This window comes from Halogeometricum borinquense DSM 11551, assembly GCF_000172995.2.
GTDB lineage: Archaea > Halobacteriota > Halobacteria > Halobacteriales > Haloferacaceae > Halogeometricum > Halogeometricum borinquense.
Map to the genome: position 1 here is coordinate 901,354 of NC_014729.1, position 26,674 is coordinate 928,027.

At 62.2% G+C, this 26,674-nt stretch carries 31 protein-coding genes; 14 read left to right on the top strand and 17 right to left on the bottom strand.

The window, feature by feature from the left end; translation table 11 throughout:
- Positions 1-4: 4 nt before the first annotated feature.
- Positions 5-1,243: a TrkA C-terminal domain-containing protein gene (locus HBOR_RS04620; protein ID WP_006053778.1), complete on the bottom strand. Its 1,239-nt coding sequence runs from the start codon at positions 1,241-1,243 to the stop codon at positions 5-7.
- Positions 1,240-2,544 carry a potassium channel family protein gene (locus HBOR_RS04625; protein ID WP_006053779.1) on the bottom strand — a complete coding sequence of 435 codons (1,305 nt, stop codon included), beginning with the start codon at positions 2,542-2,544 and terminating at the stop codon, positions 1,240-1,242. The genes HBOR_RS04620 and HBOR_RS04625 overlap by 4 nt, the downstream gene beginning before the upstream one ends.
- Before the next feature lie 90 nt (positions 2,545-2,634).
- Here HBOR_RS04625 and HBOR_RS04630 point away from each other — a divergent pair, with 90 nt between their 5' ends.
- Positions 2,635-3,852, top strand: a complete 1,218-nt coding sequence (locus HBOR_RS04630; protein ID WP_006053780.1) for an NAD-binding protein — start codon at positions 2,635-2,637, stop codon at positions 3,850-3,852.
- Between the two features lie 30 nt (positions 3,853-3,882).
- Here HBOR_RS04630 and HBOR_RS04635 read toward each other — a convergent pair whose 3' ends face one another.
- Together HBOR_RS04635 and HBOR_RS04640 are read right to left on the bottom strand one after the other, a co-directional pair.
- Positions 3,883-5,355 carry an HPP family protein gene (locus HBOR_RS04635; protein ID WP_006053781.1) on the bottom strand — a complete coding sequence of 491 codons (1,473 nt, stop codon included), beginning with the start codon at positions 5,353-5,355 and terminating at the stop codon, positions 3,883-3,885.
- A gap of 2 nt (positions 5,356-5,357) precedes the next feature.
- A complete protein-coding gene (locus HBOR_RS04640; RefSeq protein WP_006053782.1) occupies positions 5,358-6,086 on the bottom strand; it encodes a nucleoside phosphorylase in 729 nt (242 codons plus the stop codon).
- A gap of 460 nt (positions 6,087-6,546) precedes the next feature.
- Between HBOR_RS04640 and HBOR_RS04645 the strand changes: the two genes are divergently transcribed.
- A complete protein-coding gene (locus HBOR_RS04645) occupies positions 6,547-7,047 on the top strand; it encodes a hypothetical protein (RefSeq protein WP_006053783.1) in 501 nt (166 codons plus the stop codon).
- 184 nt (positions 7,048-7,231) lie between these two features.
- The gene (locus HBOR_RS04650) at positions 7,232-7,555 is read left to right on the top strand and encodes a hypothetical protein (protein WP_241432294.1); all 324 of its coding nucleotides are present in this window, start codon (positions 7,232-7,234) and stop codon (positions 7,553-7,555) included.
- 72 nt (positions 7,556-7,627) lie between these two features.
- Here the strand turns inward: HBOR_RS04650 and HBOR_RS04655 are convergent, their stop codons facing one another.
- The 4 genes from HBOR_RS04655 to HBOR_RS04670 all read right to left on the bottom strand — a co-directional run bounded on the left by HBOR_RS04655 (position 7,628) and on the right by HBOR_RS04670 (position 10,268).
- Entirely contained in the window at positions 7,628-8,137 is a 510-nt protein-coding gene (locus HBOR_RS04655) for a hypothetical protein (protein ID WP_006053785.1), read from the bottom strand.
- A gap of 43 nt (positions 8,138-8,180) precedes the next feature.
- Complete coding sequence (locus HBOR_RS04660; RefSeq protein WP_006053786.1) at positions 8,181-9,044, bottom strand: carbohydrate kinase family protein; 864 nt, start codon at positions 9,042-9,044, stop codon at positions 8,181-8,183.
- A 103-nt stretch (positions 9,045-9,147) separates the two neighbouring features.
- Positions 9,148-9,348 carry a hypothetical protein gene (locus tag HBOR_RS04665; RefSeq protein WP_006053787.1) on the bottom strand — a complete coding sequence of 67 codons (201 nt, stop codon included), beginning with the start codon at positions 9,346-9,348 and terminating at the stop codon, positions 9,148-9,150.
- A gap of 101 nt (positions 9,349-9,449) precedes the next feature.
- A complete protein-coding gene (locus HBOR_RS04670; protein WP_006053788.1) occupies positions 9,450-10,268 on the bottom strand; it encodes a DUF63 family protein in 819 nt (272 codons plus the stop codon).
- Between the two features lie 131 nt (positions 10,269-10,399).
- Between HBOR_RS04670 and deoC the strand changes: the two genes are divergently transcribed.
- The gene (gene deoC, locus HBOR_RS04675) at positions 10,400-11,038 is read left to right on the top strand and encodes a deoxyribose-phosphate aldolase (RefSeq protein ID WP_006053789.1); all 639 of its coding nucleotides are present in this window, start codon (positions 10,400-10,402) and stop codon (positions 11,036-11,038) included.
- A 140-nt stretch (positions 11,039-11,178) separates the two neighbouring features.
- Positions 11,179-12,432: a tRNA (N(6)-L-threonylcarbamoyladenosine(37)-C(2))-methylthiotransferase gene (locus tag HBOR_RS04680; RefSeq protein WP_006053790.1), complete on the top strand. Its 1,254-nt coding sequence runs from the start codon at positions 11,179-11,181 to the stop codon at positions 12,430-12,432.
- A 104-nt stretch (positions 12,433-12,536) separates the two neighbouring features.
- Here the strand turns inward: HBOR_RS04680 and HBOR_RS04685 are convergent, their stop codons facing one another.
- A complete protein-coding gene (locus HBOR_RS04685; RefSeq protein WP_006053791.1) occupies positions 12,537-12,989 on the bottom strand; it encodes a GNAT family N-acetyltransferase in 453 nt (150 codons plus the stop codon).
- A gap of 86 nt (positions 12,990-13,075) precedes the next feature.
- On the opposite strand from HBOR_RS04685, the gene HBOR_RS04690 reads away from it, so the two are divergent.
- On the top strand, positions 13,076-13,669 hold the full coding sequence (locus tag HBOR_RS04690; protein ID WP_006053792.1) for a S26 family signal peptidase: 594 nt from the start codon (positions 13,076-13,078) through the stop codon (positions 13,667-13,669).
- An 18-nt stretch (positions 13,670-13,687) separates the two neighbouring features.
- Here the strand turns inward: HBOR_RS04690 and HBOR_RS04695 are convergent, their stop codons facing one another.
- The 3 genes from HBOR_RS04695 to map form a co-directional block, all read right to left on the bottom strand.
- Positions 13,688-14,596, bottom strand: a complete 909-nt coding sequence (locus HBOR_RS04695; protein ID WP_006053793.1) for a cation diffusion facilitator family transporter — start codon at positions 14,594-14,596, stop codon at positions 13,688-13,690.
- A 115-nt stretch (positions 14,597-14,711) separates the two neighbouring features.
- On the bottom strand, positions 14,712-15,281 hold the full coding sequence (locus tag HBOR_RS04700) for an HIT family protein (protein ID WP_006053794.1): 570 nt from the start codon (positions 15,279-15,281) through the stop codon (positions 14,712-14,714).
- 87 nt (positions 15,282-15,368) lie between these two features.
- Entirely contained in the window at positions 15,369-16,259 is an 891-nt protein-coding gene (map, locus tag HBOR_RS04705) for a type II methionyl aminopeptidase (protein ID WP_006053795.1), read from the bottom strand.
- 219 nt (positions 16,260-16,478) lie between these two features.
- Between map and HBOR_RS04710 the strand changes: the two genes are divergently transcribed.
- Positions 16,479-17,168 (top strand): metallophosphoesterase family protein, encoded by a 690-nt coding sequence (locus HBOR_RS04710; protein ID WP_006053796.1) that lies wholly within the window; start codon positions 16,479-16,481, stop codon positions 17,166-17,168.
- Positions 17,169-17,229: 61 nt separating this feature from the next.
- Here HBOR_RS04710 and HBOR_RS04715 read toward each other — a convergent pair whose 3' ends face one another.
- Entirely contained in the window at positions 17,230-17,994 is a 765-nt protein-coding gene (locus HBOR_RS04715) for a sensor domain-containing protein (RefSeq protein ID WP_006053797.1), read from the bottom strand.
- Between the two features lie 237 nt (positions 17,995-18,231).
- Here HBOR_RS04715 and HBOR_RS04720 point away from each other — a divergent pair, with 237 nt between their 5' ends.
- The 4 genes from HBOR_RS04720 to HBOR_RS04735 all read left to right on the top strand — a co-directional run bounded on the left by HBOR_RS04720 (position 18,232) and on the right by HBOR_RS04735 (position 19,929).
- Positions 18,232-18,597 carry an ArsR/SmtB family transcription factor gene (locus HBOR_RS04720; protein ID WP_013440514.1) on the top strand — a complete coding sequence of 122 codons (366 nt, stop codon included), beginning with the start codon at positions 18,232-18,234 and terminating at the stop codon, positions 18,595-18,597.
- Positions 18,594-18,899, top strand: a complete 306-nt coding sequence (locus HBOR_RS04725; protein ID WP_013440515.1) for a DUF7521 family protein — start codon at positions 18,594-18,596, stop codon at positions 18,897-18,899. The genes HBOR_RS04720 and HBOR_RS04725 overlap by 4 nt, the downstream gene beginning before the upstream one ends.
- Entirely contained in the window at positions 18,896-19,165 is a 270-nt protein-coding gene (locus tag HBOR_RS04730; RefSeq protein ID WP_006053800.1) for a DUF7521 family protein, read from the top strand. The genes HBOR_RS04725 and HBOR_RS04730 overlap by 4 nt, the downstream gene beginning before the upstream one ends.
- Positions 19,166-19,254: 89 nt before the next feature.
- The gene (locus HBOR_RS04735) at positions 19,255-19,929 is read left to right on the top strand and encodes a sensor domain-containing protein (protein ID WP_006053801.1); all 675 of its coding nucleotides are present in this window, start codon (positions 19,255-19,257) and stop codon (positions 19,927-19,929) included.
- Positions 19,930-19,999: 70 nt separating this feature from the next.
- Here the strand turns inward: HBOR_RS04735 and HBOR_RS04740 are convergent, their stop codons facing one another.
- From HBOR_RS04740 to HBOR_RS04750, 3 genes are all read right to left on the bottom strand, one after another.
- On the bottom strand, positions 20,000-21,151 hold the full coding sequence (locus tag HBOR_RS04740) for a DUF4097 family beta strand repeat-containing protein (RefSeq protein ID WP_006053802.1): 1,152 nt from the start codon (positions 21,149-21,151) through the stop codon (positions 20,000-20,002).
- Between the two features lie 94 nt (positions 21,152-21,245).
- Positions 21,246-21,893, bottom strand: coding sequence for an alpha/beta hydrolase (locus tag HBOR_RS04745; protein WP_006053803.1), 648 nt, complete (start codon positions 21,891-21,893; stop codon positions 21,246-21,248).
- Positions 21,893-22,831: a ring-cleaving dioxygenase gene (locus tag HBOR_RS04750; protein WP_006053804.1), complete on the bottom strand. Its 939-nt coding sequence runs from the start codon at positions 22,829-22,831 to the stop codon at positions 21,893-21,895. Before HBOR_RS04750 ends, HBOR_RS04745 begins: the two co-directional genes overlap by 1 nt.
- 101 nt (positions 22,832-22,932) lie before the next feature.
- Between HBOR_RS04750 and HBOR_RS04755 the strand changes: the two genes are divergently transcribed.
- Positions 22,933-23,337, top strand: a complete 405-nt coding sequence (locus tag HBOR_RS04755) for a winged helix-turn-helix transcriptional regulator (protein WP_174261579.1) — start codon at positions 22,933-22,935, stop codon at positions 23,335-23,337.
- Positions 23,338-23,354: 17 nt separating this feature from the next.
- On the opposite strand, the gene HBOR_RS04760 is transcribed toward HBOR_RS04755, so the two are convergent.
- Complete coding sequence (locus HBOR_RS04760; protein ID WP_006053806.1) at positions 23,355-25,193, bottom strand: ABC1 kinase family protein; 1,839 nt, start codon at positions 25,191-25,193, stop codon at positions 23,355-23,357.
- 464 nt (positions 25,194-25,657) lie between these two features.
- Between HBOR_RS04760 and HBOR_RS04765 the strand changes: the two genes are divergently transcribed.
- Both HBOR_RS04765 and HBOR_RS04770 read left to right on the top strand, forming a co-directional pair.
- Positions 25,658-25,813: a hypothetical protein gene (locus tag HBOR_RS04765; RefSeq protein ID WP_241432295.1), complete on the top strand. Its 156-nt coding sequence runs from the start codon at positions 25,658-25,660 to the stop codon at positions 25,811-25,813.
- Positions 25,814-25,891: 78 nt separating this feature from the next.
- Positions 25,892-26,650: an MBL fold metallo-hydrolase gene (locus HBOR_RS04770; RefSeq protein ID WP_006053808.1), complete on the top strand. Its 759-nt coding sequence runs from the start codon at positions 25,892-25,894 to the stop codon at positions 26,648-26,650.
- Positions 26,651-26,674 lie beyond the last annotated feature (24 nt).

Genomic DNA, 26,674 nt, shown 5'->3' on the forward strand with positions numbered 1-26,674 from the left:
ACCCTCAGTCGTCGTCCGAAAGGTCGGTCCCCGCTACCTCGCCCCGTTCATCCATCTCTGCTGACTTGCCTTCGGGTGCCGTCGCCGCCCGCGCGATGCGCCGAATCGTCTCGGGGCGAGCAACGAGGAACAGGATGTCGCCAGCGGCAAGTTCCCGCGACCGGGATGGGATCGTTTCGACCGCACCGACGGACGGCCGGACGGCGATGACGGTTGCGTCGAGACTTCGCAACGTCTCTCCGACGAGTTCACTCCCTGTTTCGACGGGCACCGTCTCCATCGTTTCGTCGGCGCTCCGGAGCAGGGAGGTAAACTCGTGTTCTGCGCCGGGGTCCGACGGAAGCGTCACGAGGCGGTACGGCTCCTCATAATCGAGTTGTTGGGCGTCGCTCTCGTCTACGATGACTGTTGCGACGTCGTCCGCCGTCGCACGGAGTTCCGCGCCGACGACTCGTTCGGGCGTCCCGTCCTCGCCCGTTCGCCACAGTTGGACGGCGTCACCCGCAGATGCACCGGCACCGGGATCCGCGTGGACGGCGACGGCGGCGACACCCGGCGGCATCGTCGGCCCCAACCCGGCGACGCGGCGGCCGAGCGCCAGATACGAGACGTTTCCTGCGTCGTCGAGTTCTGCGTCTACGTGGCCGACGCCGTAGTCTTCTTTGATGCGAGTCACCAAGCGGTCCGTCAGTGCTTCGCGTGTGAGGCGACGCGGAAACAGGAGCCGTTTGCCCGCCATCTCCGCTTTCCTGTCTACGGGAACGGGGTCGTAGCCGTCGATGTCAGCTATCTCGGACGCTTCTTCCGGCAGTTCGACCGCCGTGACACGCCCAACTGTTCGGACGATGCGACTCACTTCGGCGTCTATCGACCGCGCACCGGCGACGGCGAACACGTCGGTGGCGATTCGGTCACCGACGGACCGCCCGACGGGCGAGGCGACGAGAGCGGCAAGGAGAATGGTCGAGTTCAGAAGAACCGTCGCCGGATCGAACACCTCCGTCGAGCGCTCCGTCGTCGTTCTGAGGAGCCCAACAGCGTTGAGGTAGAGTGCCGCCGAAGACCCACCGAACAGGGCGGCCAACCACCGCGGAATGAGTTCGCGGGTGTACCAACGGTATACGATTGCCGCCGTGGCGGAAAGCCCGGCTGAGAGGGCGGCGAGTCCGACGACCAGCGGAATCTCTTGTAGGAGACCGCCAACCAGTCGAAGGACCGAATCGAGTTGGAGAGGGAGGCTCACGACACCACCTCCGTGAACGTCGTGAGGTCGGAGTACGCGCCGACAACGATCAACTCGTCGTCGGATTGTACCGGTTGGTCGCCGCGGGGGGCAACGGTCCACCGGCCATCGCGTCTGACCGCCAAGACCACCACATTGTACGTCTCTCGGACGTTCGCCTCTCCCAGCGTCGTGCCGTCGAGGACGCCGTCTTCGCGGGTGGTAAGCCGACGGAACCGGTTGCCTGTGCGGCGGAGCAGCGTCACAAGTTCGAACTCACGGCGCACGCCACGCGAGCGGACGAGAAGGGCGACATCGTCGGCTGAGAGTATCTCCGAGGCGTCCTGCCGTCGGACTGCAAGCGTGACCCGCGCCTCGCCACCTGCCGCTGTGGGAACCGCTGCGGGCGGCAACGGAGCGTCGGTACGATCACCACCGTCAGACCGGAGGTCCGACGAAGCACGCGAATCAGCGGGTTGTTTCCAACCAGAGCGACGACTTTGCCCGCCGTCTGTGGCGGCCACGTCTCCGGACTGGGTTTCTTTCGTTCCGTCTACGCCGTCTGCGACGCCGAGAACCGTGGCGTGGAACGTCTCTTCGCCCGCGAGAACCATCACCTCGTCGCCGCGAGTGGTCCCCGTCGGGACGAGCGCGGTGGTTGAGACAGCACGCTCACCGGGACTGAGTCGTTTCGAGAGCCCGCTCATCGCCGGCGCGGCCGCAATCGTCGCCCGAGCGCGTTCGTCCAGCGTCACATCGGCCTCCGCGAGATCGAACTCCGTTCTGAGGCGATCCTCGACCCGTGTCTCCAGTTCCAAAAGCGGTACGTCAGCCGGAAACGTCCACTCACTCGTCCGAATCTGGTCACGGAGTGTCGCCGGAAGTGGCGGATAGCCCTCCACGTCCGCAACTTCACCGACCACGGTCACACGGACCTGTCCGCGTCCGCCGACGAGTTCGACCACGTCCGAAGACAGCGTCCGGGCGGTGAGTTCGCGCAAGGAGAGTTTTCGCGGGAGGTTCGCCCCCATCTTGTCACCGAGGCTGTGCGCGTACAGCGTCACCATCAGCACGACGAGGAGGGCGACAGTGAGACGAACTTGGTCGTCCGAGACGGTGACCGCCGGATCAGCGAGGGCGAGGAGGCCGCCGTTGAGCCCCGCGATAGCGACACCGAGACCGACGACAGCTAACCCCGGAATCGTGATGCCGGTGAAGTACCGGAAGGTAAAGCCGAGCGCCCACGCGATGAGTGCCGGAACGAACCCCGTGAGGACGCCGAGGTAGAGACCGTAGAGCAGTTCGACTGGGAGCGACTCCATCTGCACACGTTTCTCGGCGGGAACGGCTTACGCTTATCGCCCACTGTCACTGTCGCGTCCGTTAAGTAGTAAAGTCGCCACCGGTCGGGTATGGTGATCGAACGGGAGTGGGTTGGTGCACGCGCGTCGATGGTGTTGACGTTCCTCGTGGGCGCACTCTCCGTCGCAACGGGTATCGCCAATATCACCGTCACTATCGACGCTCCCGACTTCGTACTGTTCGGTATCACCCTGCCCGGCTACGTCCAGCAGATCACCGCGTTCACAGGCACGCTTACCGGCTTTCTCCTTCTCGTCACCGCGTTCGGCCTTCGCCGACGCCTTCGAGTCGGGTGGTATGCAACGATGGTGCTGTTTCCCGTCACTGTCGCGCAGGGGGCGTTACAGTCAACTGAGCAGTCGATTCCGCTCATCGGTCTCTCGACGATTGCGTTCGTCGTCGTCGGCTTGAACTTCCGGGCGTTCGACCGCGAGTTGCAACTGACGACGACGCAGGTCGCCGCGTTGACTGCCCTCGCTGGCGCACAGGCGTACGGAACCGTCGGCGCGTTTGCCTTGCGTGATCCTCACTTCGACGGTATCCACAACCTCTTGGACGCCTTTTACTTCTCGTTGGTCACCGGCAGTACGGTCGGCTATGGCGATATCACACCGGCACCGACCTCGGCCGTCGGCGAACTGTTCACTCTCTCGGTGATTCTAGTCACCGTTTCGTCGTTCGCCGCCGTCCTCGGTGTCGTCTTCACGCCACTCATCGAAGCGCAACTCTCCAAAGCACTCGGACGCATGACAGAAGAACAACTCGACCTCCTCGAAAACCACGTTCTCGTCCTCGGTCACGGGGACCTGACGGAACCGATTCTCGAAGAACTCACGCAGAAGACGGACGTTCTCATCCTCACGCCTGACGAGGAGCGAACGCGTCGGTTGACAGACCGTGGGTACACCGTCCTCACCGCCGATCCGAGCGACGAAGACTCACAGATTCGCGGACGCGTGAAGTCCGCACAGGCCGTCGTCACGGCGACGAACAACGACGCCGAGGACGCGCTCGCCATCCTCACGGCACGGCAACTCAACCCCGAGGTGACTATCGTCGCCGCCGCCACCCACCGCGAGAACGTGAACAAACTGAAGCGGGCGGGTGCGGATACCGTCATCAGTCCGGCGGCGTTGGGTGCGCACTTCCTCGCGGAATCCGCTCTCGGAGGCGAGGGCGTCGAAGAGTTAGCACAACGGCTGATGGCTGAAGAACCGTCGCAAGACGGTGACGCACAGGACGTTCTCAGAGACGAGGACGACGCTTAACGAACTAACTCGGGACCGCCGGCGACACCCTCAGAGGTCGCCGCGGTCGAACACGGCCACGTCGCACTCGACTTCTCGAATCCGCTCGAACGTCGGCGGAGCGACGAACCGCGAGGCCGCAGAGCGGTTCTGACTCGATCCGAGGACGACGAGGTCGTACGACTCCGCGTTTGCGGTGAGGAACGACTGCACATCGGAGCGCGAGACGCGCGTCTCAAGCGGCGTGTCAACCGTTTCGACGAGGTTCGCCAGCCGCGTCTCGGCCCGCCGCCGCTCTACCTCGCTGTTGATACAGGTCGTGACGCTCACGACGCCGTTGCGCCCGGTGAGGCGGGTCGCGAAATCGATCATCGCGTGGGCGGTGTCACCCGGCCGCGACACCAACACGAGGATCCGCTTCCAGCGCCGCGTCTCACACACTGAGCGAAACGCCACCGCGTCCATCGGACTGCGGAAGATACCACGGACGTAGTCCGAGAGCAAGCCGCGGTCTTCCTCGTAGGGCGTTACGATGAGGTCACAGTTGGCGTTCTGTGCGGACTGAATCGTCGTCGAAAGCGGGTCGCCCGCGGCGACGACGACTTCGCAGGGAACACCGACGTGGGTGCGGATGTCGGCGGCACACGACTCCAACTCTGCGACCATTTCGTCCGCTTCGACCGGGAGGTTGTCATCGTCGTCACCGTCACTCGTAGCGATATCGACCGCCTCGGTTTCGGGCGATTGCCCGGGATCCGACTCGTTGACGATGCCGAGTAACACCACTTTCCCGGCGTCGTGGGCGGCGGCGAGGCGCGAGCCGAACAGGGCCGTCCGCTCGGCGTCTTCGCCGCGCATCGGAATGAGGACGTGGTCGTCGCCGCGAACCGTCTCGTAGAGGTACTGTGCGCGTTCCTCGTAGAACTCCTCGCGCCAGACGACGAACGCGCCCGCGACGATCAGCGAGGCGAGAAAGATGTTGACGACGTACGCGACGGCACTCTGTGTCTGCGAGAGTTCAGTCGCCGGATTGGAAACGAGCGTCAGCAGCGCGGTCGAGAACGCCGATGGTGCCTCTACGCCCGCACCCCACGTGACGACCCCGGTGAGGAATACCGCCAGTACGGCGCTCTCGGGATGTGGTATCGTTGTCTGCGGCGCGCCGTACACCATCTCGGTGAACCCCACCGACGCGAGACCGCACACCGCACCGGTAGTGAGGCTGCCGACGAACTTCTTCGGACTCGCGTACTGTCCCTCGGGGTCGGAGAACAGCGTGTACGTCCCCGACGCCAACGGCGGGAACAGGAGGTACGAGAGTTTATCGATAGTGGCGGTGAGGAACGTGACGAACCCGATGAGAAGCGGGACAAAAAGCAGGATCGAGAGATGCAGTAAGTTGTTCGTGTTCTCTAGCCAGCGACGAAACTCCGACAGTTCCCGGCGTTCGATTCGCCGGAGGCGGGCGACGAACGTGGACAGTCGGGCCACGAGGTCGGCCGCGAGTCGTCGGAGTCGAATCATGCCTACGCGAGCGTCGTAACCGCGTCTAGTGTCAGCGTGATCGCTCGCTCGACGTTATTCTTCGCCTTCTCGGGGAGTTCCTCGTCGGAGTCTGCGCCTTTCTGCGTCCCTTTCACGAGATTGCCGTCAACAGTACAGATTGCACCCGCACGGAGGCCCCTGCGTCGCGCAAGGGAGAACACCGTAGCCGCCTCCATCTCGATGCCGAGGAGACCGGCCTCGTTCCACGCTTCGACGTAGTCGTCGGACTCGTTGTAGAACGCGTCGTCGGAGACGATGGGTCCGACGTGGACCTCCTCGTCGTTCGCTTCCGCCGAATCGACAAGGGAGGTGAGTACGTCGTAGTCCGGCACTGCCGGGATAACTTTCGACTCGTAGCGTCTGGTGGTTCCTTCCTCCTTTGCGGCACCCGTCGCCACGATCATGTCGCCGATTTCGACGTGTTCCTGCAAGGCACCGATAGTGCCGACGCGGATGAACGTCTCGACACCGACGCGCGACAGTTCCTCGATAGCGATAGCGGCGGAGGGACAGCCGATACCCGTCGAGCAGATCGTGAGCGGGACGCCATCGTACGTCGCGTTAACAACCTTGTACTCTCGGTTCTGCGCGACTTCTTCGACGTTCTCACACTGCTTTGCGATGCGGTCCACACGGCCGGGGTCGCCGGGGATAAGTGCGATCTCTTCGACGTCGCCTTCCTCGACGAGCAGATGCGGTTGCTTGGCCATATGTGAGCCTCACGCGATGGCCTGAAAAACGACGCGATCCGAGAAGCGACAGTCGGATTCGACGTGATCGATGCCAACACACAAACGGATGATTTCGGCCGGTTCATCGCTCCCTAACCGATAGCGACCACAGTTTAACGTCCGTGAGAATCACTGTATCCAACTGATAACTAAGACTATTGGTGTCTTCCCACATAGTGGCCGTCGAAGGCCGTTCCGCATCCGGGAAAATCCATCCCATCCCCGCCGGGCAGGCGTTTGCCCCACGTCCCCCTGCGTACGAATCCCGGGCGGAACTGTCCGGTCACCGTCCGACACACCGGCGCATCGGAGCGCGCAACGAGGCTCGGTTCGCACCGACACGAGTTTCCCCGGTTCACTCGCGTGTCCCCGATTCGCCATCACGGCTCTCGGCACGGTGCGTCGTCGGTGACCACTTCGGCGGTATTCCCCCTTCAGCATGTCACTCACACGGGAGTCGAACGGAGCAGACGTACAGCGGACTGCCCCCGAATGGCAGTTCGTCGTTGCGAGTATCGCAACGCGTCGCACGCTGGCGATTGCGACGGTGTTCGCCGCCGCGCTCGGTTTGCTCCCGCTTTACGAGTCCGTGTGGTGGTGGGACCTGCTCACTCACACGCTCGCCGGTGCGGTCATCACCGGGTGGCTCCTCATCTCTCGCTGGCGCATCACGGCCGTCCTCCTCTTTGTCGCATGCTGTTCGGGCGCGTGGGAAGTCGCCGAATACGCGACCCCGACCTACGTCTTCATCGCCGGAAATCCGACAGATACCGCACTCGACGTGATGTGTAACTTCGTCGGGTCGGCCACCGCCGTGGCCGCCTTCGGTCTGTATCAGTCACGGCTTGGCCGGACCGCCGATGGCGGTCGCAGTCACAACGCCCGTCGTCCGTACAACTCCCGTCGTCCCGAATCGAACACTGCCTCGACTGATGATTGACGGCCTGTGTGAAATCCTCACTGCGAGCGTGTGCTACCCCCGAACTCGGTTTCGAGAAGCTCATCTGTTTTTCACGTTCGACTGCATGTCCCTCAAAACGGAATATCCGGTGACATGAACGCTCTCAGCGCTGAAAATCGGGGCGTTGCTATTATGTATCCCAACCTCGCAGGCACAGATGAGAATGCGGGACAGATCGCATCTGAACATCGATAATCGGGCGAGAGTGTGGGGGCACATTCTCGAGGCACTGTGGCGTCGTGGAAACGTCGAAGCCGAAAGTATCGCAACTGAGTTCGAACTAAGCGTCCGCGAGATACGTAGTATCTGCTCGGAGATGGCGGATTTGGGGTGGTTAGAACTTCGAGCGGAGAGTCAAAAGTGGGTTGCTGGCGAGTCTGCGGACGAACTGCTGAGCAGTTATCCGGCGCTCAAAGCTGATGTCGAAGCAAGCGGTACTTCACACCGTGAACACGAGTCGGGTCGTCAAGAGCAGCTCGCCCATTAGCTGACTCGCTGGTTCGCTGGGGTGTCCGTTTCTGTGAATTAGTTCGTGAGTACAGAACTGGGACGGCGGCCGCTACAAGCCTGCCGTGAGCAGTGGCAACACCACGACCAACGTCAGGCCGAACACGAACGACGACCGTAGCCACTGCCCTCTGACTGCGGTCGAACGCTCCTCGTAGACGCGCTTGCCCGCCCTCGGGAGGACGAGATGTGCGAAGAAGCTGTAGACAAACCCGACGACGACCACCGTCGCAACCGCGTGTGGAAGTACCAGCATCGATCCGACGGAGACGAGTGGCGGGAGTAGTGCCGCGAGCGCCGTGTACGCGACAGCGTAGAGAATACCCGCGAGGACGCCAGCGCCGTAGTGCGTGACGTATGCGTCACCCTCCGACACTTCGTCAGGCGTGGTACCTCGGAGGATCGAAGCGGCGATATAGGCGGGTGTGAACCCATCTTCCTGCCTCGACATCGGGACGCCCATGACGAGGGCGGCGACGAAACCCGAGAATGCGCTCAAGACGACGAAGACGAGCATACTCTCGAGTGACCCGGAAAACGGACCGGGTAGTGTGAACGACATTAACCCACCTACGAGGGGGTGAGGGAAAAGCGGTCGGTCGATATCACTCGCCGAGGAACGCCTCTATCTCATTCCACGAGAGTCCTTCACGCGCGCCGGGGACGCGCGAGATGAACGCCCCACAGGCGTTAGCGACGGCTAAGGCACGTTCGAAGTCGTCTCCGGCAACGCGCGAAGCGATGAATCCCGCAGCGAACGCGTCGCCCGCGCCAGTCGTATCGACGGCGTCGATTGGATAACCGGGATGTGCGACGCGACCGTCCGGCCGTCGAACCTCCGCACCGTCGGGTCCGTGTTTGAGGACGAGCGTCTGGCCGTCGAGGTCGAACGCGTCGAGAGCGAGGGCGGCTTCGCGGTCGTTCAAGAACAGGTAATCAACATCGGAGATCATCACTTCGTATCCGCGGTCGCCGATGCGCCTGCCGGGGTCGAAACTGACCGGGACGCCGACGCTCGCCGCTCGGTCTGCGAGTTGCTTGGCCGTCTCCGGCCGTTGGCTCGTGAGATGGAGATGGTCTGCGTCCTGCAGCACTGATTCGGGGAGGTCCGCGGCGTCGAACGCCTCGTTCGCGCCCGGACACCCTAATACCATCACCTCACCAGTGGGCTGGACGACGATGTACTTCGTCGTCGTCTCCAGTTCGTCCGTGGTGACGACGTGGTCGCAATCGACGCCCTCTGCGACTAACTCCGCACGCGCGGCGCGTCCGTGTTCGTCGTCGCCGACGCTCCCCAGTAAGGAGACATCCAGACCGAGGTCAGAGAGACCGACGGCGACGTTGGAAGCGCTTCCGCCGCCCGCCGTAGAGCGGGATTCGACGGTCGCTTCACCGTCGAGTTCGGGGATCGAATCGACACGGAGGGTCACGTCCCAGTTGACGTGACCAGCGCAGACGACGCGTGGCATAGTCAGATCAACATACTTCTGCCGGCACCTACAAAAAGCCAACTGCAGATCCGGGGGCGGTGGCAAGCGTCTCAACGACTTGCCGTGCCGAGCGGCGACTCGACTACCTGATACGCCGAGTGACTTCGTAGGCGACCGTCGCCGGCAGAGTCACCGCGAGGAGAACGAACGTTATCTCTTCGACCGTCGGCCCGGAACGGGTCAACGTACTGTAGAAAACGAGTGCGCCAGCGGCGAGGACGCCGACGACGGTGGCCACGTACTTCGGGTCGAACCACGAGGCGGTCGTCTTGGAGGGAGACATACCTGAAATGACAGTCGCCGCGAAGGAAATAAGCGGCGCTCAAAACCGGTGTGTCCCGGCGGCGGTCACGGACTCAGATTGAGTTCCGTCACAGATGACCCTCACGCCCCACCGAGAATCGTGAACAGGATCAGGTTGTGTACGCCCGGCCCGAGACCGACTGCGGCGACGAATCCGAGCAGGAGGTTCCCTTCCGTCGGATCCTCGCGTACGTAGTCTGCAAACAGCGCGACGATGCCCGAGACGATGACGAGTTTGACGAGGACGAACAGCCACACCGTCCCGAAGAACGGTTCCGTCGGGAGCGTGGCCGCGAACTCGATGATCGCTCGTGAGAGCGGCGTCCGTTCGGAGAAGCCGAGAAGATCGATGCCGACAGCGGTTGAGACGGCATCGAGAGCATGTCCGAAGACGGTGAGGATACCGACGGGAGCAGTGATACGCGCGTCGGGGAGGACGCGGGTCAAGATAACCCACGCGCCCGCGCTGACGACGGTGGCAACGACGAGGCCGATAGCTGGGACAACGGGAGCGAGCGTGCCTTCAGACGCTCCAACGAGAAACGCGGCGGCAACGGCGACCGCCGAGAGAACGGTTCCGACGCCGGTGAGAAGAGGAACGAGCGCTTCTTCGGCCCACTCCGCCGCCGCGACGAACGTGCCGATTCCGAGGACGCCGACGGAGAGATAGACGGCGGGCGTGCCGCCGAGTGGGTGGATGACCGGTGGGAGCGCGTTCACGACGTAGAGAACGTGAACGGCGGACCCGAGGATCATCCACGGCACAAACGCGAGGATACGTTGCGGCGTGACTTCGGGGCGGCGGCGGGCCACCGCGGCGACGACGACGCCGACAGCGACGAGGAGACCGACGAGGTACGGAAGTGGCGGCAACGCGAACCCTTCGGGAAGTATCGCCATGCTCTGTGGCGCGGCGGGTGGCGGTGAAAGCCTTACGAAACCCCCGTCGCCTTGCGCTGCAACTGTACTGCCTGCCCCCTCGAACTCGGGTATTCGAGTCGCTTTTAGGTCCTGTCGCCGTCGCTTCACGCATGGACCGCACCGAGTTCGCCGCACGCATCGATCACACCGTCCTCGGCCCGGAGACGACGTTCGCGGACGTGCAGACCGTTCTCGACGAAGCCGACGAGTACGGCATGAACGCTTGTATTCCGCCGTGCTACGTCGCGGAGGCGTCCGAGTACGCGCCCGACGTGACGGTCGCAACCGTTGTCGGCTTCCCGCACGGCCAGCACTCGACGGCCGCAAAACGCGAGGAGGCAGTCGATGCGTGGGAGAACGGGGCCGACGAGTTAGACATGGTGATCAATATCGGGCGTCTGAAAGCCGGCGCGGACGACGCCGTCGAAACCGACATCGCGGAAGTCGTCGCCGCCGTTCCGATTCCGGTGAAGGTCATCATCGAGACAGCACTGCTCACCGACGACGAGAAACACCGCGCCTGCGAGGCGGCCGCCGAGGCGGACGCCGACTTCGTGAAAACCTCGACCGGGTTCGCCGACGGCGGCGCGACGGTCGAAGATGTCGAACGCATGGCCGAGTACCTGCCCGTGAAGGCCAGCGGTGGCGTCGGATCCTACGAGGAGGCGATGGCGATGTTCGACGCGGGCGCGGAGAGAATCGGCGCGTCGTCGGGTGTCGAAATCGTCTCGGGCATCCCCGAAGCGTAGTCACTACAGCCGCTCACTTGTCGTTGGGAAGCCCTCTTTGGTGGGCGGAAAACGGTCCGGCCCGTGCCATCCCGTCGCTCCTGTGTTCGGCCCCAACCGTCGGCCTTTTGGCCGCGCACGCGTGACCTCAGTACGACCGAATGGCCCGATACCATATCGAGACGTACGGCTGTACCTCGAACCGCGGTGAGAGCCGAGCCATCGAGAGCGCGCTCCGCGATGCCGGCCACTACCGTGTCGAGGAACCCGAGGAAGCCGACGTCGCCATCATGAACACCTGTACGGTCGTCGAGAAGACGGAGCGCAACATGCTCCGCCGGGCCAAAGAGTTAGAGGAGGAGACGGCCGACCTCATCATCACCGGCTGTATGGCCCTCGCGCAGGGCGAGGAGTTCCACGAGGAGGACGTAGACGCCCAGATACTCCACTGGGACGACGTTCCTTCGGCGGTGACGAACGGGGAGTGTCCGACGCCCGGTCCCGGAACCGAACCCGTCTTGGACGGCGTCGTCGGTATCCTCCCTATCGCTCGCGGCTGTATGTCGAACTGCTCGTACTGCATCACGAAGTTCGCCACCGGGCGCGTCGATTCCCCGCCCGTCGAGGAGAACGTCGAGAAGGCGCGGGCACTCGTCCACGCCGGAGCGAAGGAAATTCGCATCACCGGGCAGGACACCGGTGTCTACGGCTGGGACAAAGGCGACCGAAAGCTTCCGGAACTGCTCGATAGGATCTGCTCGGAAATCGAGGGCGACTTCCGCGTCCGCCTCGGGATGGCGAACCCCGGCGGTATCCACGGCATCCACGAGGAGTTAGTCGAAGTGTTCGACCGGCACGACAAACTGTATAACTTCATCCACCTGCCGGTGCAGTCGGGGTCAGACACGGTTCTCGAAGCGATGCGCCGCCAACACCGCGTGGACAAGTTCGTCGAAATCGTCGAGACGTTCGATGAGACGCTCGACTACTGGACGCTCTCGACGGACTTCATCGTCGGCTTCCCCACCGAGACGGAGGCAGACCACGAACAGAGCATGGCGCTCTTCAGAGAAGTTCGTCCAGAGAAGGTGAACGTCACGCGCTTCTCGAAGCGACCCGGCACCGACGCCGCAGACATGAAGGGTCTCGGCGGGACGGTCAAGAAGGAACGCTCGAAGGAGATGTCCGAGTTGAAGATGGACATCGTCGCCGAGGCGTACGAGTCGATGATCGGTGAGACGCACCGCGTCATGGTCGTCCGAGAGGGGACGGGCGACTCGGTGAAGTGCCGCGACGAGGCCTATCGGCAGATAATCGTCCAGAACGCCTCCGAACACGGCATCGAACCCGGCGACTTCCTCGACGTGGAAGTGACGAGTCACCAGACAGTGTACGCGTTCGGAAAGCCGGTCTGAATTCGGTTCTCATACCGGCTAAAGAACGGGGTCTCGGGGACCTCCCAGCGATGGTGGACCCGACGGTAACGGCGCTGACGCGGTTCGTCGGATAAAGCAGGAACTCACTCGTCACCCTCACTGCCGCCATCACCGCCGATCCGGCGGTACATCCCGCGCGAGGCGGGAGCCGTCGGTTCGAATCCCCACCGCTCGTAGAATCCGTCTACGTCCGCCATGAGGTTCACGTAGGCGTATTCGGGCGCTTCTCGGTCGAGGTAGGCGACGAGTTCGTCCATCATCGCCGTGCCGAGTCCCTCGCCCTGATGTTCTGGGTGGACAACCATATCCGTGATCTGGTAGACGGTTCCGCCGTCACCGACGATTCGTGCCATCCCGACGACCTCGCGTCCGTCGCCGCTCTCGCTCCCGGATTCCACGCGGACGCCGAAGACGGAGTTCGGCAGGCCGCGTCGGACACCGTCGAGACTGCGGGGTGACATCCCGGCCGCTTCGCGGAGGGCGCAAAACGTCTCTGCGTCGGGAACGTCGCGGACGAGTTCGTAGTCGTTGTCCATGTCTGGGCGTCACGGTGGGAGCGCAAGACAATTTGCATCCGGGCGAACCGCCGACCTTTTGCCGGTTGTTCGCGGACAGTTGGTCGATGGCTGACGACTCTGGGTCTCGAATCCCTGTGTACGTCCGCGACACTCTCCAAACTCTCGCGGCCGTCGTTTTCGTGGGTCTCCTCCTGTTTGCCCTCACGGGCGTCTGGCCGCCGATGGTCGCCGTCGAAAGCGGAAGCATGGAACCGCATATCGACACCGGCGACATGGTGGTCGTCTCCGACGCCGGTCGCTTCTCCGGCGCGTCTGCCGACGAACATGGTATCGTCACGTACGCCGAATCCGACGGCTACTCCCGGTTCTCCGGCAAAGGTGACGTGATCGTCTACATGCCGCCCGAGCGGACGGGATCACCAATCATCCACCGCGCGCGGTTCTACGTCGAGAGCGGTGAGAACTGGTACGACAGGGCCGCTCCCGACGCTATCGCGCCGGGAATCGACAACTGCGACGAACTGACGAACTGTCCGGCCCCGAACGCAGGCTACATCACGAAAGGTGACAACGTGAGACAGTACGATCAGGCCCGCGGTCTCGCACGGCCGGTCAAGCCCGAGTGGGTCCGCGCGAAAGCACAGGTCCGCGTTCCCTTCCTCGGGTGGGTCCGACTCGCTATTGCCGGCAAAGCCTGAGACCGACGTGCGAACCCGTCACTTCTCTCCGGTTCGTTGCTCGAATAGCTGTTCTGTCCGGTCGTCTTCTTTCCACTCGCCGAGTTCCTTCGGGTCGATGTGGACGAACACGTCGTCCACTTCGGGGAGTTCTCCGATCGATTCGACGACTTTGCTTTCGATATCGTGAGCCTCGAACAGCGTCATATCGCCTTCCACCTCGATGTGGAGGCTCACGTCGATTTCCGGACCGACGTAGTGAGCGACCACGTCGTGTGCGCCTTTCACCTCCGGGTGTTCGAGCGCGCGGCTGAGAATCTCGGCCGTCAGTTCGTCCGGCGGTGCCGCGCCCACGAGATAGTTCACGTTGTCGCGGACGATTTCGTACCCCGTGTAGATGATGCCGAGCGAGACGACGCCTGCGGCGATGGGGTCGAGGATCGGAACGCCTGCACTGGCACCGAGGACGCCGACGAGAGCGGCACCGGCCGTGAGGATGTCGTTTCGGTTGTCGAGTGCCGTCGCAATGATGGCGGGTGAATGCGTTTGTTCCCCAACCCGGAGGCAGTAGCGATAGAGGCCGTACTTTACGCCGCCGGAGACGACGAGGACAGCGACGCCCGTAACACCGGCAGATCCGCCGTACGTGCCGTTCAATACGGATGTGCTGGCGTTCCAGAGGACGCCCGCACCGGCGGCGAAGACGCCGACCGCGACGAACAGCGAGACGAACGGTTCGATTCGCTCGTGTCCGTGGGGGTGTTCGAAGTCCGGCGGTTGCGTCGTCAGGTAGAGACCGGCCAGAACGATGACGCTGTAGACGGCGTCGGACGCACTGTTGACGGCCTCGGAACCGACGGCGAGGCTCCCGGTCGTCCACCAGACGCCCGCTTTCGCCAGCGCGAGACCGACGTTCACTGCGAGGATGACGAGCCCGACCCGTCGCATCACTCGGCTTCGGTCTCCATTCATCACCGAACCGTACCGACGGCAGGCAAATGATGTTTCCTACTCGCCACCGGCGGTGCAGTTCAGTTTGCCCGCCACCGCTGACAAAACCGGTTCAGCTGTCGGACGGGAACTCGAAGTCGAGTTCGACGGCGTCGTTCGAACCGTCTACGCTGGCACCTTCTTGGGCGGCAAACGCCTCGTGGAGGCGGTCGAACGTATCATCGAGGGCTTCGACGATGACCTTCGTGTCGCCGATGACGGGCATGAAGTTCGTATCGCCGTTCCACCGGGGAACGATGTGCGTGTGCAGGTGATCCTCGATGGATCCGCCAGACGCGCCGCCACCGAGGTTCTCACCGGCGTTAGCGGCGTCCGGTCCGAGAGCGTCGTTGAGGGCATCCACTGTCCGTGCTTTCAGTCGCGCGTGATCCAACAGTTCCTCGTCTGATAAGTCGCTCCACGACCCGGAGTGCCGATACGGGATGACCATCACGTGACCGGGATTGTACGGATAGTTGTTCAGTAGGACGAACGAGTGATCGCTCCGCGCGACGACGCGGTTTTCTCTGTCGTCGTCCGCGTCGGGGAGGGCACAGAACGGGCAGGCGTCGCCGCCGTCCGCGTCACTCTCGCCGTCGCGTTCCACCCATTCAATACGCCACGGGGCGAAAATTTGATCCATATCCCCCAATCGGAACTGACAGATTTAGTGGCGACGAATTAGTGGCGGTAGATCAGCGGTACCGAAGTCGCAGGAGAGACGTGACGATTACTCGGTCAGAATCTCACAGCCGTCTTCGGTGACGATGATCGTGTGTTCGGCCTGACTCACGAGTTCACCGTCGTCTTCCTTCAGGACGGGGTAGCCGTGCAGGACGTTCTGCTGTTTGAGACGCTGGATAGCGATATCAGCACGCGGGGCGTCGATCCACCGCGCGGCGAACGGGAGCGTCTTGTACTCGTCTTTGACCTGTTCGAGAACCTGTCGCGCCGAGCGGTTGCGGACCGACCGGTCGCGTTCGAGGCTGTAAATCTCCTCTTTTGCACCTTCGGTGACTTTGCCGGATCCCGTCGTGGCGAACGGTTCGATAGCGACCACGTCGCCGACTTCGAACTCGATGCCGCGTTCTGCGCCGCGGTTCGGAACGTTCGGACCCGTGTGGGCGTCCCACTGTTCGACGCCGTGCCCGGAGAGGTTCAGGACGGGCGTGTAGCCGTACCCGCGAATCACGTCTTCGATCTCCGCGCCGACGGCACCTGTCTGGACGCCGGGGGCGACGGCATCGAGGGCGGCGTCAAGCGCCTCCTCTGCGGCTTCTTTCAGTTCGGCGTTACCGGAGAGGTCCACTGTGACCGCCGCGTCGGCGATGTAGCCGTCCACGTGGACGCCGCAGTCGAGACAGACCATGTCCTCGCCGAACTCGGTCTCGTCGTCGCGCCCCGGACTCGCGTGCGACGCTTCCTCGTTCACGCTGATGTTGACCGGGAACGCACAGCCGTCTGCGAGTTCGTAGATTCTGTCTTCGGCGTACTCGGCGACTTCCAAATGCGTCACGCCCGGTTCGACCATCTCGGCCGTCTCGTCGAGAACCTGCCGGAGGATCTGTCCCGCCTCCCGGTATTTCTCGACCGTCTCCTCGTCGAGGGGTCCGATGCTCATGCCCTCTCGTTTGCGCGAGCGAATGAAAGAGGTTGCGGACCCCGCTCCGTCCGCCGAACACGGCGATTCGAGAGGGAACGCTGTGGGTGTTCGAGTCGGCTCTGACGCTGCGAGCAACCTGCACCGGACAGAGTTTCGATTCCTCGCGTGTCTATATACCGCACATACGCGCTCCTAGCAACGGTTTATTAGCTTCGTACCATCCCGTCAGAGGAAACGATGAGTCAGCCAAGGTTCGACGCGGACGTACCACACCGACGAATCGACGTGGACGACTGGGACGGCGTCTACGTCGTCGGCGACGTCCACGGATGCCGGGCGGAATTGGAGCAACTGCTTGACGAACTCGGCGTCACGGAGGACGATTTGGTCGTCTTCGTCGGCGACTTGGTCCGCAAGGGTCCCGACAGCGCAGGCGTCGTCTCGTTGGTTCGCAATGCGGACAACATGTTCACCGTCCGCGGCAACAACGAGGAAAAGCTCATCCGCGGGACGAAGGAACTCGATGCACTCTCCGGAGAGCAACTAGCGTGGATTCGGAACCTCCCCGTCGCCATCTCGTGGGAAGATTCGCTCGTTGTCCACGGCGGCGTGGACCCGCGGAAACCGTTGGCTGACCACACCATCGATGAGTTAGAGAACGTCCGAGCACTTTCCGATGCGGACGGCGAACCCTACTGGTGGGAAGTGTACCAAGGACCGTCCCGCGTTTTCTTCGGCCATACGCCGCTGTCTGCCCCTGTCGCCCGTCGTCACGCCGTCGGACTCGACACCGGGTGCGTCTACGGCAACGAACTCACCGCTTACGACTGGCGCGAGGACGAGTTCGTCACCGTCGCTCCCGATAAGACGGTACAAGAACGCGCGGAGTCCAAGTGGGTCAAACCGGTCGTCGTCCCGATGCAGTGAACGGTGTTGTGAGATAACGCACCTGCCGTTCGTTTGTGCCTGTTTGTGAGTGAGACCAGTCCTACGCGGCGTTTGCCTCGGGAGACGCATCGGCATCGTCTTCGTCGAGGAGCAACACGGTGTACTGCCCCGAAAGCCACGCGAGACCGTTCAGGATGTTCAACGTCACGATACCGAGGATCACGCCGAGTCCGGCAACAGCAAGCGCCTCCGAGAGCGTCGTCACCTGCCACGAGGTGAGTCGGAAAGCGGTACGGACGCCGACAAGGAGACCGTCCCAGCCGAGGAGCATCTGGGGTCTGAAGACGGCCGGTTCGGAGGTGACGATGCCGACGTACACGCCCGGTTGGTCGTAGACGAACGGGATCATGAGAAACGAGACGGCCGTCGTGAGAAGCGACATAATGGCGGTAAAGGAGATAAGTCCCAAGATGAGTTTGCTGGCCAGATAGAAGACCGCCTTCCACGTCCGCTGGCTGACGACGAGTTGTTTCACTCGTTCGACGAGCGGGCCGTCGCTGGATGTCGTCGGTGAACGAACCGAGACGCCCAACAGGAGCGTCGCTAGTTTCCGTTCGACGGAAGCGAGACCGAGCGCGGCCGCGAGGACGAACAGGAGGATTGGGATCCCGATGACGACGAACGTGAGACTGACGCCGACGCTAAAGCCGATAGAGAAGAACAGAAAGTAGAGCAGACCGAGCGGAAACGCCAGTGAGAGATACAGCAGATTCCGGTACGTTTGGAGCCGCAGTGGCGCGGTAACCGCTGACCGGACAGAAAGCGTCGGCCCAACTGACGCGCCGGAAAGAGCGTCGCTTAACATGGTTTACGAGTGACACTCTCGCCGGGAGAAATAAACGTTCCGCGCAGTCGCTGAGCGAGAAAGTGACCGAACACTGTTACAGAGAGCGGCGTCAATGCCCCTGACGGAGCCGGATACGTGTGGAACATCAGCAGCCGCCATCGCTGCCAAATCAGCCATCGTCACTCTCTCAGCCGTCGTCGTGAGTTGCGTCCGAGGTGTACAGGTTTTTATCGAATGACAGGAAAGCAGGAATCGATGAGTACGGGCGACCGGGACACGGACGAGGAACTCGTAAGTCTCCTCGACGACCGGTACGCCCGCGAAATACTGGTCGAGACCCGTGAGGAACCACGGTCGGCCGACGCACTCAGCGAGGCGTGTGACGCGTCAGCTTCGACCATATACCGTCGCATCGAACGACTCCGCAAGCACGACCTGTTGGAGGGACAGCAGCGACTCGACCCGGACGGACACCATTACGAGGTGTACGCCGCACGCCTCCGCAAGGTTACGATTGAACTGACGCCCGACGGGTTCACCGTGACGGTCGATTGCGAGGAGGACGAGGAAACGGCCGCAGATCGGTTCACAAGCCTGTACGAGGAGTTGTCCGGAACATGATAGGCCAAGTGTCGGTAACGGGCGGGTCAGCTCCGGTGGTTCTCTCCGTCTTTACCCTGTTTGCAGCCTCGCTCGTCCTCTCGGTGTTGGTGACGTATCGCTTCGCACGCGGCTACCTCCGGACGGGAACTCGTCCGCTGTTACAACTGGCCGTTGGGATGCTCCTGCTTGCGGTGGTCCCGATACTTCTCAGAGTCTCTCTGACGACCGCTGGTATCGATTCGAATATGCGCATTCTCGCAACGAGCGTCAGCGAGTTGTTCGGTCTCCTGACTATCCTGTACACGATTTACGACCAATGACAATAGCCGTACTCTCCACCGTCACGACCGCACTCACCGTCGTCGTCGGCGTGTTCGTCGCGTCGCTGGCCTACCGCGGCTACCGTCGCAACGACAGCGAGACGATGCGTGCGCTCGTCGTCGGTATCGTCCTCATCGCTGTCGTTCCCGGTCTCGCCACGACCGGTCTGCCGGCCGTCGTGGAGGTAAACGACGCGGGAGTCCTCCTTGTCGCCCTTCTATCGCACACGCTTGGCCTCGTCGCAATCTATCGTTCGCTGGACTAATCGTATTTATATTTTTAGACGAGTTGCCCGCCCGGCGAGTCGTCGGGAGTGTATACCACCTTCTTGACCGATGTATCGAGTAGAGGCAGATGACAGACACAGCATCTTCCACCGACAAAGGACTGATACGCCGATTTTTCGGCGTTCCGTTCCGCGTACAGACGTACAAGAACCTGGTGTATCTCGCGCTCGGCTTCCCGTTCGGACTCGTCTCGTTCGTCACGTTGACATCCGGACTGACTGCCGGAGCGGGGCTTTCGGTAACGCTCATCGGCATTCCCATTCTTTTGGCGACCATCGCCGCGGGAACTGCCTTGGCGAGCGTCGAGGCCGGACTGACTCGCGCCCTTGTCGGCGTGAACGCGTCGCCGCCTAAGGCTGCCGCTGCTGTCTCGAACGGAACCGCGTCCGATGACGATATCATGGCGGCGATCAAGCGGTTCCTCGCCGAGCCGTCGACATGGACGAGCCTCCTCGTCGCCTTCCTGTGGTTCATCTTCGGACTCGTCGGATTCGTCGCCCTGACGACGCTCTCGTCGCTGTCCCTCTCGATGCTCGGTGCGCCCGTACTCCACCTCTTCGCGCCGGGCGTGGATATGATGGTCGGCCCGTACGTCGTCGATACGCTGTCGGAGTCGGCCGCACTCACCGCCGTCGGTATCCCCCTGACGCTCGTCTCCCTCCACGCATTGAACGCGCTCGCGTACGCCTTCGGTCGTATCACGGCCTCGCTTCTCAACGTGGGCCAAACGGCCGAGAACTGATCTCCCGGTTCAGTTGCGTACCGCAGAAGAGTGATTTTGACGACCGACGACCGAGTTTCAGAACAATCGTCTACGAGATTTTCACGTCGCCGTTTTCCGACTGGACGCGGAGCGTCGGACCACCGTCACCGACGGTACCCGACACGTGTTCGTCCGAGACTTCTGAGTCGTCGAGCGTCGCAGAGACGGATACGTCGCCGTGAGCGGTCTTCCCGACGACGCGGGCGTTGAGTGACTCACCGAGCGACGCCCGGGCATCACCGTTTTCCGTCTCGATACGGGTATCAGACCGCAGGGCGGAGACCTCGGCGTCTACATCCCCGTTCTTCGAGCTCACACCGAGGATACCGTCGCACGACTCCGTTCGCGCGTCCCCGTCCGTCGTGTGGACCCGAACGAATCCCTTGACACCGATGGCAGTCGCATCGCCGTCCTCGGTTCGAACATCGGCGTCTCCTGTCGTCTTGCGGGCGGTGGCGTCGCCGTCCTTGGTTCGAACATCGGCGTCCCCTGTCGTCTTGCGGGCGGTGGCGTCGCCGTCCTTGGTTCGAACGACGACGTTACCCGTCGTTTCGTGGGCCATCGCATCGCCGTCCTCGGTTCGAACATCGGCGTCTCCTGTTGTCTTGCGGGCGGTGGCGTCGCCGTCCTTGGTTCGAACGACGACGTTACCCGTCGTTTCGCGGGCCGTCGCATCGCCGTCCTCGGTTCGAACGACGAGGGACTCGCTCGAATCCGAGTCGGAGCGACTCCCGGGTCCGACGAGGTCCTCCACGAGCACGTCACCGTTCTCCACTCGCGCCGATTCGACAACGATGGACGGATGGGCTTCGACCCGAAGTTGGACCGTCGGCAACGACCACAGTCTGATTCCGTCCTCGGTCTGGGTTCGCACGGTAGCCCGACCCTCTTCCGCCGTTGCTGAGAACGCCACCGCAGAGAGCGAACTGAGTATCGAGGACGACTTCTTTTCGACGTGCGCCCGAACGGTCCGCTCAGAAAGGTCGTCGTTCGGCGTGACCGTCACGTTACCGACATCGGCGGCAACCACTACTGATTGTACGTCCGTCAGGGTCTTTTCGTCCGTATCTCGCTTGCCGACGAACGGCCTTACTTTACCGGTACAGCCCGACAGTCCGCCGATTCCGATAGCAGCAGCCGATAGAAATGCGCGGCGGCGGAGGGAGGGACTGCGAGAAACGTCAGTGGTAGCGTCGTCCATACCGACTGTATCTTGTCGAAGTGTCACTTCAATATCCCCCGTTCGTTGCTGATTGGACGACCGACCCCCACGTATTATATGGGAGAAACTGCGCTCAGGGGAGTACCGATGCAACGAGTGTTCGCAGATACTCGATTTCTTCGGGGAAAATGCCGTGTCCACGGCCCTCGTACAGATCGAACCTCGTGTCGGCGTCCATCCGGTCGAACGCCGCGATGGTTTCCTCCGCACGCGATTGGGGCACGTGCGGGTCGTCGTCGCTCACGCCGAGGAAGACCGGTGTGCCCGCCATCGATCCCTCGAAGTCGAATGCCGCTCCCTCAGGTCCGACGAATCCGCCCGAGAGAAGGACAACACCGCCGTAGCGACTTGGGTGCTGCGCCACGTACGAGGAGGCGAGACAGGCACCCTGCGAGAAGCCGACGAAGATGATCTTCTCGTCGTCGAGGCCAGTCGTCTCGCGCGCCTGTTCGACTGCCCGATTGAGATGCAACAGCGCCGACTGGTAGTGCGGTTGGTTCGACTCGGTCGGTGCCATAAACGAGTTCGGGTACCACGTTCCGCGCTGGGCCTGTGGAGCGACGTAGTGGACACCGTCATCGTGGAACTCATCTGCAAATGCTAGCATTCCGCGCGCTGTCGCACCGCGGCCGTGGACGAGAACGACGACGGCTTCGGCGTCTTCTGGCTCTGTGCCCCCAGTCAGAATCGGCTGGTCAGCGTGTGGATCAGCGGCCGACATCAGTTGGACACCTCTCCGGCGACGGCATCGAGTGGTGGCAGGTGCGCCGCAATCTCCTCGCGGTCGTCCGCCAACCACGGGGGAAGTTTGAGTTCGGAGCCGAGCGATTCGACCGACTCGTCGGCGGTGAATCCGGGCCCGTCGGTGGCTATCTCGAACAGCACGCCCCCGGGTTCGCGGAAGTAGATCGACTCGAAGTACTGCCGGTCTTTCTGCTGTGTGACGTACTGCCCCGCCGCAGTGAGTTTTTCGCGCCATTCCATCTGCGTCTCCGTGTCGGGCGCGCGAAACGCGACGTGGTGAACCGTCCCGGTACCGGGGCGGCCGCGAGGCGGTTCCCGTTTCAGCAGGTCTACGACGGTTGCTCTGTCGCCGTGGGCGACGTAGCGCACGCGGTCGTCCGCTTCGTCGCCGCGTTCGAATCCGAGGAGTTCGAGGACGCGACCCGTCGCATCGGGGGCTTTAGATTGGAGCGTCACGCCGAAGAACCCGCGAATCGCGGCCGCTTCGGGAACTGGGCCGCCTACCCACGGTTCGATATCCGTCTTCCCTTCGATCAGTTCGAGCGGCTGACCGTCGTCGTCCTCGAACGGGAGCACCTCCGCACCGAATCGGTCTTCGACTTCGCCGACGGTCACATCGTGATCGGCGAATCGCTCCCGCCAGTAGTCAAGGCTCCCTTCGGGGACGGCAAACGACGTTGCGACTGCCTGTCCACGGCCGGGACGACCGGGGCGGCCTTCTCCGAACGGGAAGAACGTCAGAGCGGTTCCGGGCGACCCCGTCTCGTCACCGTAATAGAGGTGATACGTGTGCGGGTCGTCGAAGTTGACTGTGCGCTTGACGAGGCGAAGTCCGAGAACGTCAGTGTAGAATCGGACGTTCTCGTTCGGATCGTCCGCAATCGCGGTGACGTGGTGGATTCCTGTTGTGTTCATCGTGATCGAGGACTGGCGCGTTGCCAGTTTCACTCTGATACTTAGTACGGAACCGAAACCATATGTACGTTCCCGGACGTACGGGACACCAGGTGACACGAATGCCCCCGGAAGCAGACGACAAATACAACGAGCAGGCGTGCAGCGTCATCGACTCCATCCAACAGATCGGTTCGCAGTGGCGACTTATCGTCCTGCACGACTTACAGGACGGTGAAAAGCGGTTCAACGAACTGAAACGCTCTACCGGATCGAGTTCGCGGACGCTCTCGCGCGTCCTCGACGACTTACAGGAACTCGGATTCGTCTCGCGGCGACTCGAAGAGGATGCCCCCGTGGCGACGTACTACTCACTCACGCCGAAAGGCGAGTCGCTCGCACCCGTCTTCGATGAGATAAACTGCTGGGCCGACGAGTGGTTGACCGAGACGCCCGCGGGCGAGGATCCAGCAACAGTCGATGGCGAAAGCGAGCACGCCGAGACGGCGACCGCCGAAAGCGAGTAACTCGTCGGATCCGGGGGTCAGTCGCTCTGTTCGGCACCCGAATCCTCGCCACGGCGGGCGCGGAGACCTTGTCTCGTAAACTGTGGGTCACCGCGAACACGAACGCCGCGTTCGCCTCGGAACGCCCGATAGAGGAGGAACGCGAGCGGTGGGACGCCGAGGGCGACGACGCCAGCGGTGAGTTGGTTCTCTAACGCGTACAAGAGGGTTACAGCGAGGAGGTTGCCGCTCAAGAGGATGCCCGAAACGATCTTTTTCCCGAACGCGGTGACGGCGTCGGAGTCTTCGAGGACGACGTTCACCCGCACGTCCTCGCGCTCGACCAACCCGAGCACCGAGTTCAGTTTCGGCGGTACTGATAGAACCGTTCGCGCTGTTTCCTGTACTTGAGCGGCCGCGTCTTCGGCGTACTCGCGGACAAACCGTTCTTGGACCGAGGAACCGCCTGCCTCACCCTCGATACCGCGTTCGCGGACGTACTCCGTCACCTCGTCTACGAAGTCGAACTCGGGAACGAGTGTCCGGCAGACACCCTCTAATACCGTCGAAACGCGGACGACGAGAGCGAGGTCCTGCGGGAGTCTGAGTGGGAAATCGTACAGCGTTTCCTCAAACTGCGACACCAACTGTTGGATGCGGTATTGGTCTACGTCCTGCCCCCGAAGCGTCTCGATAGCGACGGTGAACGTCTCACGCATCAGTTCTCTGTTGGCCGTCGGGTCCAACGCCTCCATAGCGATGAACGCGTCTATCACCCGGTCGATGTCGTCGCGGGCGACACCGACGTAGAAATCGTACATGTGGTCACGCGTTGCGGGACCGATGCGACCGGTCATTCCGAAGTCGTAGAAAATGAGCGTGCCGTCGGACTGGACAGCCAAGTTTCCCGGGTGAGGGTCGGCGTGGAACGCGCCGTCTTCGAGTATCATCTGGATATACGCGCGTTCGAGGCGGCGAGCGAGTTCTTCACGGTCGATTCCAAGCCGTTCGATCTCCCGCACACGGTCGATTTTGACCCCTTCGACGTACTCCATCGTGAGAACGTTCTTCGTCGAGTACGCCTCGCGTGGCACGGGAACGCGAATTTTCGGGTTGTCCGAGAAGTTCGAGCGAATCTCACGAAGCATCGCCGCCTCGTGGGCGTAATCCATCTCCTCGTGAATCGTGTCGGCGAACTCGTCGGCGAGATTCTCGAACGTGAACCGCTGGCCGGGATGGGCGAACCAGAGGAGAACAGGCATCAACGTCTCCACGACGCGCAGGTCCGCCGCTACGACGCGGCGGATGTCCGGTCTGAGTATCTTGACGGCGACCTCCTCGCCGTCGACAACCGCGGTGTACACCTGACCGAGACTCGCACCGCTGATTGGTTCGCGGTCGAAGTGGTCGAACACCTCCTCGACGGGACCCAGTTCCTCCTCGATGCGCGGGTGGACCGTCTCCCAGTCGTCCGGCGGCACCTTGTCTTGCAGTGAGGAGAGTACTTCGACGTACTCGCCCGGGAGCGCGTCAGGGTGCGTCGAGAGAATCTGCCCGAGTTTGATGAACGTCGGACCGAGTGAGATGAGACTGTCGCGGAGATACGTCGCTCGTTGCCGTCGCGTCGCGGAGTCGGGTCGGCGGCGACGCCCGAACAGGAGGAATCGCCGCCTGTCTCGCGCGATGCCGACAAACAGCGGGAGGAACGTGCGGATGACGACGAGAAGTCGCCACAGCGACCGAAGCGTAACACGCAGACCGGACGGCCGCTCCGCGTCTGGCTCGGGGACGTCAGCGGGAGCGGAACCATCGGTAGACCCGGTAGCGTCAGCGTGTTCGGCCGCCTCGGCGGACCTCTCGGAATCGGGTGCCGACATCTAGGGTGGGTTTCATTCGGGGGCGCGAAGGTAAAAAGGACCCCGCCACGGCGTGCGTCGAAACCCTCCGAGAAAGTGGAGACTAATGCTTTCCCCGGACCGAACAGAGTGTACATCTGAGTACACTGCTGAGCTACACACCAACAGTTACTGCAATTGACGATAATATGGTGAACAGTGTGTTGACAAATAACGGATCTCGAATACGGATCGTAGAACTGTGTCTCTCAGTCGCTTGTTTAGTGGTCTTCTCTTCGGTTTTCTTCGTTCCGCCAGCCGTGCAGACGGCACTCTCCGATACGCTACTTGGCAGTGTATTTGGTGTGCTGATTTGGGCTTCTCCAGCGTTACTCGGTGGAGTCACCCTCTATAGAGCTGTCTCTCACGGCCGCAGTTTGGGTTCCTATGTAACCGGCATCCTCAGCGTCATGATACTTCTACTCGTGATTCTAAACGTTCGAGCAGTGATTACCACAGACGGTCTCTTCTCCTACGGTGGCAGAGGGATGTTCTTCGGTCCGCTGATCGCCCTCTGTATCGGTTCGGTCCTCGGATTGGTCGTGCTGATCGAAGAGTTGCTTACGAACGACACCGACCAACAGCGGAAAAGAACTGCGTGACTACTGGGTAACGGTCATCCAGCCGCTCACCCCACGAGAAACCCTATATTTTTTGCGTCGTCCCATGTCGAAGATGGCATGAGATTTACATTACTCGGGACTGGTGACGTACTTGGTGTCCCACCGCCGTTTCAGACACTGGCAGATGCTAATGCGGCAGCGCGTCGCCGTCGATGTGGCGCGCTCATTGAGACCGAGACGACAACACTCCTGCTCGATGTTCCACCGGAGTTCCGTGACGGGATTCGACAGGCTGACGTCGGTAGCGTAGACGCGGCGTTCGTGACCCACTGGCATCACGATCACGTCGGCGGCATCGATGACTTAGCTCTTACCGCCCGGTTCCTCGATATTCCACTCTATTTGACGGCGACTGCGCAGGACCGGTTTGCCCAGGAGAAACCGTACCTAACCGATTCGGTCGCCATCCGCAACCTCATGCACGGGGAACCGGTCACAGTGGGTGATATCGAAATCACTCCCATTCCGGTCGCTCATGATCGCCCGGAGTGTGATACGCTCGCGTTCCGACTTGAAACGGGCACGGAAACAATGGTATACGCGCCGGACTTCGAGAACTGGTGTCCCGATATGCCGGGCGGTAAGATGTATACCAACGCTGATCTCGCGGTTCTCGAAGCCACGCCAGCCATCGCCCCAGAGCTGTTGTCGTCAGACGTACCAACCCCGGACCCAGTGACAAAAGCGGCGGCATCACGAACGGTTCTGACCCATCTCAACGAATACATGCTGGGGAAGAGTACGGCGACGTTGGAAGCAATGGCGGCTGAGGAGGGGTACGAGTTGGGCGAGGATTTTGCCAGTTACACGGCCTAAGAAAGACTGCTGTGTGAACCACTA